This is a genomic window from Draconibacterium sp., from assembly GCF_041583095.1.
GTDB lineage: Bacteria > Bacteroidota > Bacteroidia > Bacteroidales > Prolixibacteraceae > Draconibacterium.
On the sequence record NZ_JBFHGM010000187.1, the window covers coordinates 1 to 10,324 of the forward strand.

Below are 10,324 nucleotides of genomic sequence, written 5' to 3' on the forward strand. Positions count from 1 at the left end.
AAAAAGAGGCGATATCCGTAGCTTTAAAATCCATTATCTGTTTTTTTGGCGATGCAAATATAGGTTTTAACTAGTAAATGTCCAATTCTTTAGGATAACACACAAAATACTTCCTCACTGTTTTTCCAAGTGCAGACAAGTTTATATCCGATGCATCGTTGATTTCTTTCACCGTTCCATCCTTGTATAAAACCGAAATGTTTTCGTAGTGTTTGTTGTATGCATTGTTGGTTATAACGCCTGTCATCAGGAAGTATTTCGCCAGATCAGGATCGGGAACCAGCTGCTTTTCGATTTGCTTTAAATACTTCTGTTCTTTTGCAGGAGAAATAGGTTTGTCGCGGAATTTTGTTCGCGGCAGTTTTCGGTTTGTTATACTTTTTGCCATTTCCGATAAAACCGGATCAGGATGGTTTTGCCATTCTTTTATTGAGATCAAAATGTCGTTGTCGTCGAGCAGCGTGTACCACTGCAATACATTTCTCTCTTGTATTTTAATGTTTGAACGAAAATCCTCAGGGGTGAAATTATTCGTTAAAAAAACTTTTAGGGTGGGGGTTACAAACAGTTCGCCGCCGTTTGTAATAATTTCACGTGCACGTTTTAATACATTTATCAATAAAAACTCGGCAGCCACAACTGTTTTATGCAGGTAAACCTGCCAGTACATCAGGCGTCGAGAGATCAGGAATTTTTCAATCGAATAAATTCCCTTTACATCAACCACCAGCTGATCGTTGTGTACATTTAGCATTTTAATAATGCGGTCGATACCAATGGTGCCTTCCACCACTCCGGTAAAAAAACTGTCGCGGCTCAGGTAGTCAAGCCGGTCCATGTCCAGTTGGCTGGCAACAAGCTGGTGCAAAAACTGTTTCCTGTATTTATTGGTAAAAACTTTAATAGCCAGATCCAGCTTGCCGTTAAACTGCTGGTTCAGCTCTTGCATCAGCATCAGCGAAATTTCTTCGTGCGAAATATTTACCAGGGTATTTTCAAGCACATGCGAAAAAGGAGCGTGGCCAATGTCGTGCAACAAAATGGCAATGCTAACCGCTTCGGCCTCTTCGTCGGTAATTTCGTGCCCTTTTATTTTTAGTACCGTAATAGCCTGACGCATTAAGTGCACAGTACCGATAGCGTGCTCAAAACGCGTGTGATTGGCACCCGGAAAAACCAGGTACGACAAACCCAGCTGCTTGATGTAACGGAGTCGTTGAAATATGGGGTGTTCAAGCAAATCGAATATAATATCAGACTGCAGGTTGATAAATCCAAAAACGGGGTCGTTTATAATTTTCTTTTTATTGAGCTGGACTTGTTGCACAAAGCTGTTTTTCGATTGGTTTAAAACTACAAAACTTTCTGTTATACAAATGACAATGTTTTTTTTAGGAAATAAAACGCAAAGACAGGTAAAAATGAATTTGTTATACACAGAATGCGGTTAATGATTTTTTAGTTTAAAATCAGCATTTTATGTAACTGCGCATATTTGTTAATGTTGGATAATATTACTATTTTTGCCGAGAATTTTCTAAAAAGCGAAATTTTTAGGGGACCGTTGGTTCCCTATTTTGTTACATATAGAGAAATGATAGCAAAACAAAAAGTAATAGATTTGGTGAGTGAACGTCTTGATGATCAGATGTTTATTGTTGATGTGACTATAAGTTCATCTAACGACATTAATGTGTACGTTGATGGATTTAACGGCATTACCATCGAACAATGTATTGCTGTCAGTCGTAATGTAGAGCATAATCTCGACAGGGATGAAGAGGACTTTTCGTTGCAGGTTTCGTCTCCGGGCCTAACCGAAAGCTTTAAAGTAAGGCAGCAATACGAAAAATATACCGGAAAAGAAATTGAGGTTTTAACAGCCGACAGTGAAAAACTGAAAGGGCTGCTTTTGGAAAATAGTGAAGATGGCATAGTACTTGAGACCTCGAAACGCGAAAAAGTGGAGGGTCACAAGAAAAAGCAATTGGTAGTAAAAAAACATATTTTAAAATACGACGAAATAAAAAGTGCGAAAGCGGTTATTTCATTTAAATAAAGCGATGAAAGATGGAAAATATTAACCTGATAGATACTTTTGCCGAATTTAAGGAGCTAAAAAACATTGACAGGGTTACAATGATGAGCGTGCTGGAAGACGTTTTCCGCAGTGTGCTTATCCGTCAGTATGGTACTGATGAGAACTTTGATGTTATTATCAATATTGATAAGGGCGACTTTGAGATTTGGCGAAACCGCGAAGTTGTAGCAGACGACGAGATTGAAGATCCGAATTTGCAAATAACTTTAAGCGATGCGCTGAAAATTGACGACGATTACGAAGTAGGCGAAGAAGTTACCGACGAGGTTAAATTAGCCGATTTTGGTCGTCGTGCCATTTTAAATTTGCGTCAGAACCTGGCCAGTAAAATTCTGGAACTGGAGAAAGACCATATTTACGGAAAGTACAAAAATAAAATTGGCGACATCGTTACAGGTGAAGTTTACCAGGTTTGGAAAAAGGAAATTCTGATTCTTGATGACGAAGGAAACGAATTGATCCTTCCAAAATCAGAGCAAATTCCATCCGATTATTTCCGTAAAGGCGATAACGTTCGCGCAATTGTATATAAAGTTGAATTACGAAATAACAACCCGCTAATTATTTTGTCGCGCACAGCACCGGCTTTCCTCGAGCGTTTGTTCGAGTTGGAAATTCCGGAAATTTTCGATGGTTTAATTACCATCAAAAAAATTGTTCGTGTACCGGGAGAGCGTGCTAAAGTTGCCGTTGAATCGTACGACGAACGTATCGATCCCGTTGGAGCATGTGTGGGTATGAAAGGATCGAGAATCCACGGAATCGTTCGCGAGTTGCGTAACGAAAACATCGATGTGATTAATTATTCGTCGAACCTTCAGTTGTTTATTAAACGTGCACTGAATCCCGCGAAAATTAATTCGATTAAAATTCTGGAAGACGATAAAAAAGCAGAAGTATATCTGAAACCGGAAGAAGTTTCGCTGGCAATTGGTAAAGGCGGATTAAATATTCGTTTGGCCAGCCAGTTAACCGGATACGAGATCGATGTTTATCGTGAGATGGAAGAAGACGACGAAGATGTGAACCTGGATGAGTTCGCAGATGAAATTGAAAGCTGGGTAATTGATGCGTTAAAAGGAATCGGTTGCGATACCGCCAAGAACGTATTAAACATCCCGCGTGCTGAATTGATTAAAAGAACCGACCTGGAAGACGAAACAATCGATGAGGTTCTGAAAATCCTTAGTTCAGAATTTGAATAATAACCATCAATACAAATTGGTTTTTATTCATACAAATTAGAAAAGTAAATAAAGAATTATATGGTAGCAGGCAAAACAACAAGACTTAGTAAACTTGCAAGACAGTTCAACGTAGGTATTCATACCATTGTTGAGTTTTTGCATAAAAAAGGGTACGAAATCGATTCAAACCCTAATACTAAAGTTGCAGAAGACGCCGTGCAACTTCTTGAAAAGGAATATAAAGTAGATATTACAATCAAGAAAGAGTCGGAAAAAATGAACCTGAAAAGTCAGCGTCCAAAGAAAGAAGTGATTTCGATGGAGCCCGAAGCTGAAGAACAGGAGAAAAAAGAACCAAAGATTGAAGAGCCTGCTGCTGTAAAAAAGGTTGAGGAAAAACCGGCAGAAGAAGTTATTAAAAAACCTGAGGTGAAGATTAAGGTGCTCGACAAGATTGATCTGGATGAGCTTAACAAACCGAAGAAGAAGGTTGAAAAACCAGTAGAAGAGAAGCCTGTCGAAGTTAAAGCCGAAGAAAAGAAACCTGAAAAGCAGGTTCCTGTAAAAGAAGAAATAAAAGAGGCGCCTGCAGCCGAAAAGAAAGAAGAACCGGCACCGAAAGCAGAAAAAGAGGAAGCTGCGCCAAAAGCCGAAAGTACACCAAAAGAAAAAGTGGAAGACCTTATTGAAACAAATGCTCCAAAGTCGGACGACAAGATAAAGGTAGTGGGCAAGATCGATCTGAGCAATATGAATCAGAAAACACGCCCTGCCAAAAAAACAAAAGAAGAACGCGAAAAAGAGCGTCAGGAGCGCAAGAAACAACGAATTGCCGAGCGCCAGGGACCAGAAAAAGACAGGGATGAAAATTCAGGAGTTATAAAGGCAAAAGTTAACAAGTTGAATGGCCCAACCATCCTTGGTAAAATTGATCTTCCTGAAAAGAAACAAGATGCCGGAAATCAGGGTGATAGAAAAAAACGCAGGAAACGTATTTCTAAAGAAACCGGAAAGGTTACTGTTGACAGACAACAACAGCAGCAAAAACCAGGCGATCGTCCGAGAGGAAAATTCCAGGCAAATAAACAAATTCCAGGAAAGAAAAAACGACCACTTAAAAAAGAGGTTAACGAAGAGGACGTACAAAAGCAAATTAAAGATACACTTGCCCGCTTAACAACAAAAGGCAAAACTAAAAAAGGAGCAAAACACCGTCGCGACAAACGTGCCGCCGCCAGCGAAAGAATGCAGGCCGACATGGAACAGCAAATGCTGGAACAGAACATTCTTAAAGTTACCGAGTTTGTTACTGTTGCCGAACTGGCTACCATGATGAATGTTGGCGTAAACGAAATTATTTCGTCATGTATGTCATTGGGGCTGTTTGTTTCCATCAACCAGCGTCTTGATGCTGAAACACTCGCTGTTGTTGCCGAAGAATTTGGGTACAAAGTAGAGTTCGTTAGTGTTGAAATTGCTGAAGCGATTGAGGAAGAGGAAGACAATCCGGAAGATTTAAAACCTCGTCCGCCAATTGTAACTGTGATGGGACACGTTGACCACGGTAAAACATCATTGCTCGACCATATTCGTAGCACAAACGTAATTGCCGGAGAGGCCGGTGGTATTACCCAGCATATTGGTGCATACCACGTAAGCCTGGAAGATGGCAGAATGATTACTTTCCTTGATACTCCTGGTCACGAGGCGTTTACCGCAATGCGTGCGCGTGGAGCACAGGTAACCGATATTGCAATTATTATTGTAGCAGCCGACGATAATGTGATGCCACAAACCATTGAGGCGATCAACCACGCATCGGCTGCGGGAGTACCTATTGTTTTTGCAATTAACAAGATCGATAAACCGGGAGCAAATCCTGAAAAGATAAAAGAAGAACTGGCCAATATGAATTACCTGGTTGAAGAGTGGGGTGGTAAATACCAGTCGCACGATATTTCGGCCAAAAACGGAATTGGTATTGAAGAGTTACTTGAAAAAGTATTGCTTGAAGCCGAAATGCTTGAACTGAAAGCCAATGCAGATAAAAAGGCGCAGGGAACAATTATTGAATCGGAGCTCGACCGTGGTAGAGGTTACGTTTCAACTTTATTGGTTCAAAGCGGTACACTTCGTGTTGGCGATATTATTATTGCCGGTCAGTATTACGGCCACGTAAAAGCAATGTTCAACGAACGTAACCAAAATGTTAAAGAGGTTGGCCCGGCGCAACCTGCAATTATTCTTGGATTGAACGGAGCACCACAGGCGGGTGACAAATTCAATGTAATGGAGAATGAGCGCGAGGCAAGAAGCATAACCAATAAACGCGAACAACTGGCCCGCGAGCAAGGATTGCGTACGCAGAAACACATTACGCTTGATGAGATTGGCCGTCGTATTGCAATTGGTAACTTCCAGGAGTTGAACCTGATTGTTAAAGGTGACGTTGACGGATCTATCGAAGCACTGTCTGATTCATTGATCAAGTTATCAACCGAAGAAATTCAGATCAATATTATCCATAAAGCAGTTGGTCAGATCTCTGAATCTGATATTTCGCTGGCTGCCGCATCAGAAGCGATTGTAGTTGGTTTTCAGGTACGTCCATCGTTGAATGCACGTAAAATTGCCGAAAGAGAACAAATTGATATTCGTTTGTACTCGATTATTTACGATGCCATTAACGAGATTAAAGCAGCAATGGAAGGTATGCTTTCTCCTGAAATTAAGGAGGAAATTACCGGGACTGTTGAGGTACTGGAGGTATTTAAAATCACGAAAGTGGGAACTGTTGCAGGTTGTATTGTTCGCGATGGAAAAGTTACACGTAACTCGAAAGCTCGTGTAATTCGCGATGGTATTGTAATCTACGACGGAATATTAGGTTCACTGAAACGTTTTAAAGAAGACGTAAAAGAGGTGAAAAACGGCTACGAGTGTGGATTGAATATCGAGAAATTCAATGATATTAAAGTTGGAGACCACGTTGAAGCTTACCACGAAATTGAGGTAGCAAAAACACTGTAAGAAAATCGTAGAAACGAGATATGAAGAGGCCGGGTTATCCCGGCCTTTTTTGTTATCCCTAAATTATTAACAATCAATGTTTAATTTCATAAACGAAAAAGGTAGCTCCGGGCGTTCTCTAATTATTACTTTTGACAAAAAGATAGAAAAATGAAGCGGTACCTCATAATCATACTCCTTATTTTAGTCGCGGCAGTGGCAGGGTTTCTCTATTTTACAAAACATGAGGTGGCTTTCACCAAAGAGTCGCCTTTATATAAAGCTGTGCCTTTGTCGGCACCGCTGTTTCTTGAGGCCGACGGGCTAAAAGCTATTCCAACTGATAATCCTGTGGTAATGGAATTATCGGGAATTCCCGAATTCAATAACCTGTTGAACGAAGTATCGGGCATACAGAATGTTATCGAGAGTGAACCCGAGATTCAGAAACAACTTGGTAAACGGCCGGTTGTACTGGCACTCGATTTTGTAGGGAAGAACGTTTTGTATCCGGTTATAATAAGCAACCTGAAAAGTGCAAAAGAGCGCGAGGGACTTGAGCTTTTAATTGAGAAGCTCACGGGAATTGCACGAACTTCTTTTCAGAAACGGAACTATAACGGTTATGCCATAATCGATGTGTTTGATTCGGATGGCGAAAATGTATTGAGCTATAGTGTTGCCGGAAACCTGGTAATTATTAGTCCCGAAGTAATTTTGGTAGAGAAATGTATCAGGCAACTCGATGCGCCGGGCATTACCGATAACCGATACTTTAATCTGGTAAACCGCACCGTTGCCAATCAATCGGAGGTTGCCTGGTATATTAACCACAAGCGTTTTCCTGAGTTTTGGGCCAATTTGCTCAATTCCACAACGAAAAAGAAGGAGAACGAATTTGGTGAAACCGACCGCATCAACCTCAAAAGCGATGTGTTAAAAATTAAAGATTACGCCAGTTGGAGTGAGTTGGATTTGAGTTTTCACGACAATCGCTTAACACTAAACGGAATTACGGCTGCCGACGATTCGCTGAATCATTTTCTATCGGTTTTGCAGGGGCAGGAAGCAGTGAGTAGTAATGCCGATCGTTTGTTGCCAAAATCAACATCGTTTTATATCGGATTTTCATTTTCCGACAGAGACCTGTTTTTTAAAAAACTGGAGAACTATTTTGTGCACTCCGAGGCATATTACGACCGGGAAGAGAAGATAAAAATGATGGAGCAAAATTTCCGTACTGATAGTCGCGAGAAATTAAGAAGCCTGGTAAAAGACAGGGTGCTGGCAGCCATAACTTCTATTCCTACAGAGGCAGAAATGGGCTCGCTTTTTATTTTAAGTGGCCAGTCGAGGAAAGAAAGTCAGGAGCTTTTTGAAGGAATGCTTGCGAATTATGCCAAACGAAAAGATATTGAATTTGAAAGTATGGTGAGCACGTATAAATCGTCAGACGAACAAAACTACCGGATATACGAATTCCCTTATCCAACGCTGCCGGGAATCTGGTTGGGTGGAGCATTTGATTTTGTGCGTGCCCGGTTTGCTGCCTTCCGTGAAGATCAACTGATTTTTGCCAGTTCGGCAAAAGTGTTGGAAAAATACCTCGACGATATGGATTCGGGAGAAACATTACGAACAGATTCCGACTATGAAACGATTAACAAAGCAGCCGAAAGCAAAGCGAACCTGAATGTTTATGGCAATATAAATAATCTTTATGCGCTTCGACACGATTTATTCAATTCTGGCATAAACAAGGGCCTTGAGAAACATGAAGAGATATTCAGAAAGTTTAATGCCATATGTTGGCAGGTGGTTTGCGAAAACAACATTTATTTTAACGCGCTGAACCTGGGTTACCGGCAGAAGCCGAAAAACGACGTTCGCGCAAAATGGCAGTGCCGGTTAGGAGCCGAAGTGGCCATAAAGCCACAAGTTGTAATCAATCATACGAATAAAGCGAATAAGGAAATAATTGTTCAGGATGTAAATAATCAATTGCATTTAATTGATGCTGATGGTAAAATTATCTGGAGCGCACCGGTTAGCGGAAAAATTTTGGGGCAGATTCACCAGGTGGATTATTACAACAATGGTAAATTGCAATACCTGTTTAATACCAGCGAAAAAATTTACCTGATCGACAGAACCGGAACAAGTGTGGCCAACTTCCCGGTTATTCTGAAATCGCCCGCTACCAACGGTATCAATGTGTTTGATTATAACAACAATAACCTATACCGTTATTTTGTGGCTTGCAAGGATAAGAAGGTTTATGCTTACAGTCACGACGGGTCAATTCTCAATGGTTGGATATTCGATAAAACCAGCGGAACGATTACGGCCCCGATTCAGTTTTTCAGGGTGAGCAATAAAGATTATATTGTTTTTAGCGACGAAAACCAGGTTTATATCCAAAACAGAAGGGGAGAGACACGGGTTAACTCATCGGCAAAATTCGCACCATCGGCAAACGACATAGCATTAAATACGGAAGGAGTGCCCAAAATGGTTGCTACCAGCCGCAATGGAGATGTTTTCTACCTGTTCTTCGATGGGAAATTTGCTCAAAAGAAGACCAGTAAATTCTCAGCCGATCATCGTTTTAAAACGGATGATATTAACGGCGATGGAAAGCCTGAATTTGTATTTATTGACAAGGATGGTCTGTTTGTTTTCGATGAAGAAGGCGATAAGCTATTTGAAGAAGAGTTTGACAATAATTTGTTGGCGGTAAATCTGTATTCTTTTACAGCAACCCAAAAGATGATTGGTGTTACCGATGCCGATGAAAACGAGATTTATTTGTTTGATGCAAAGGGAAAACAGTACGATAGTTTTCCGTTGAACGGTAACAGTGAATTTGCGATTGGGCAATTAAAAAATGGTGGACCGCTGAGCTTGGTAGTTGGCGATGATGATGGAAACCTGTTGTGCTACGAGTTGGAATAATTGCGGAATAGCCAAAATTGCTTCAGAAATGAAATAAAAAAAAACCACGAAATAAATTTCGTGGTTTCCATATTGTCGTGTAAGTTATCGATCAGATAATCAGCATGGCGTCGCCATAAGTACCAAAACGGTAATCGTTTTTAGTGGCAACATCATAGGCTTCCATCACAAAATCGTATCCGCCAAATGCAGCAACCATCATCAACAATGTTGAGTAAGGCAGGTGGAAGTTTGTAATCATGCTATTTGCTACGCTAAACTCGTAAGGAGGGAAAATAAATTTATTGGTCCATCCTTCAAATGGTTTCAAAAATCCTTGTGTTGATACCGAGCTTTCAAGTGTACGCATTACCGTGGTTCCCACGGCACAAACATTACGTTTCTCTTGCTTAGCGTTGTTTACCATCTCGCAGGCTTCGTTTTTAATCCAAATCTGCTCCGAGTCCATTTTGTGTTTGGTAAGGTCTTCAACATCAACACTGCGGAAGTTTCCTAAACCAACATGCAAAGTAACGTATGAAAAATCAACACCTCTGATCTCCAAACGTTTTAACAACTCGCGGCTAAAGTGCAAACCGGCTGTTGGTGCTGCAACCGCGCCTTCGTGTTTTGCAAATATAGTCTGGTAACGGTCTTTGTCTTCAGGTTGTACCGGGCGGTTGATAAATTTCGGAAGTGGAGTTTCTCCCAGACTGTAAAGTGTTTGCTTGAATTCGTCGTAAGGACCATCAAACAAGAAACGCAAAGTACGACCGCGCGATGTAGTATTATCAATTACCTCGGCAACCAATAAATCATCGTCGCCAAAATACAGTTTGTTACCAATACGTATTTTACGAGCAGGATCAACAAGTACGTCCCACAAACGCTGCTCGCGGTTTAACTCGCGAAGAAGAAAAACCTCGATTTCTGCTCCGGTTTTTTCTTTGTTACCATACAAACGTGCGGGAAACACTTTGGTATCGTTAAAAACCATCACATCTTTATCATCAAAATAATCAAGCAGGTCTTTAAACAATTTGTGTTCAATTGTTCGTGTTGCTCTGTTTAGCACCATTAATTTTGATTCGTC

Annotated in this window: 6 protein-coding genes; 4 read left to right on the plus strand and 2 right to left on the minus strand. The window is 40.8% G+C overall.

The window, feature by feature from the left end:
- Nucleotides 1-70: 70 nt before the first annotated feature.
- The gene (locus ABZB17_RS15850; RefSeq protein ID WP_372651453.1) at nucleotides 71-1,327 is read right to left on the minus strand and encodes an HD domain-containing protein; all 1,257 of its coding nucleotides are present in this window, start codon (nucleotides 1,325-1,327) and stop codon (nucleotides 71-73) included.
- 267 nt (nucleotides 1,328-1,594) lie between these two features.
- On the opposite strand from ABZB17_RS15850, the gene rimP reads away from it, so the two are divergent.
- The 4 genes from rimP (at nucleotide 1,595) to ABZB17_RS15870 (ending at nucleotide 9,252) form a co-directional block, all read left to right on the plus strand.
- On the plus strand, nucleotides 1,595-2,059 hold the full coding sequence (gene rimP, locus ABZB17_RS15855; RefSeq protein WP_372651455.1) for a ribosome assembly cofactor RimP: 465 nt from the start codon (nucleotides 1,595-1,597) through the stop codon (nucleotides 2,057-2,059).
- Between the two features lie 11 nt (nucleotides 2,060-2,070).
- A complete protein-coding gene (gene nusA, locus ABZB17_RS15860) occupies nucleotides 2,071-3,306 on the plus strand; it encodes a transcription termination factor NusA (RefSeq protein WP_045031844.1) in 1,236 nt (411 codons plus the stop codon).
- A gap of 60 nt (nucleotides 3,307-3,366) precedes the next feature.
- A complete protein-coding gene (gene infB, locus ABZB17_RS15865) occupies nucleotides 3,367-6,318 on the plus strand; it encodes a translation initiation factor IF-2 (protein WP_372651456.1) in 2,952 nt (983 codons plus the stop codon).
- A gap of 150 nt (nucleotides 6,319-6,468) precedes the next feature.
- The gene (locus ABZB17_RS15870; RefSeq protein ID WP_372651458.1) at nucleotides 6,469-9,252 is read left to right on the plus strand and encodes a hypothetical protein; all 2,784 of its coding nucleotides are present in this window, start codon (nucleotides 6,469-6,471) and stop codon (nucleotides 9,250-9,252) included.
- Nucleotides 9,253-9,343: 91 nt separating this feature from the next.
- Here the strand turns inward: ABZB17_RS15870 and queA are convergent.
- Nucleotides 9,344-10,324: tRNA preQ1(34) S-adenosylmethionine ribosyltransferase-isomerase QueA (gene queA, locus ABZB17_RS15875; RefSeq protein WP_372651460.1), on the minus strand; the 981-nt coding region annotated here is incomplete at its 5' end.

Coding starts and splice junctions, on each gene's coding strand:
- rimP (WP_372651455.1), top strand. CDS start 1,595: ATGATAGCAAAACAAAAAGTAATAGATTTGGTGAGTGAACGTCTTGAT.
- nusA (WP_045031844.1), top strand. CDS start 2,071: ATGGAAAATATTAACCTGATAGATACTTTTGCCGAATTTAAGGAGCTA.
- infB (WP_372651456.1), top strand. CDS start 3,367: ATGGTAGCAGGCAAAACAACAAGACTTAGTAAACTTGCAAGACAGTTC.
- ABZB17_RS15870 (WP_372651458.1), top strand. CDS start 6,469: ATGAAGCGGTACCTCATAATCATACTCCTTATTTTAGTCGCGGCAGTG.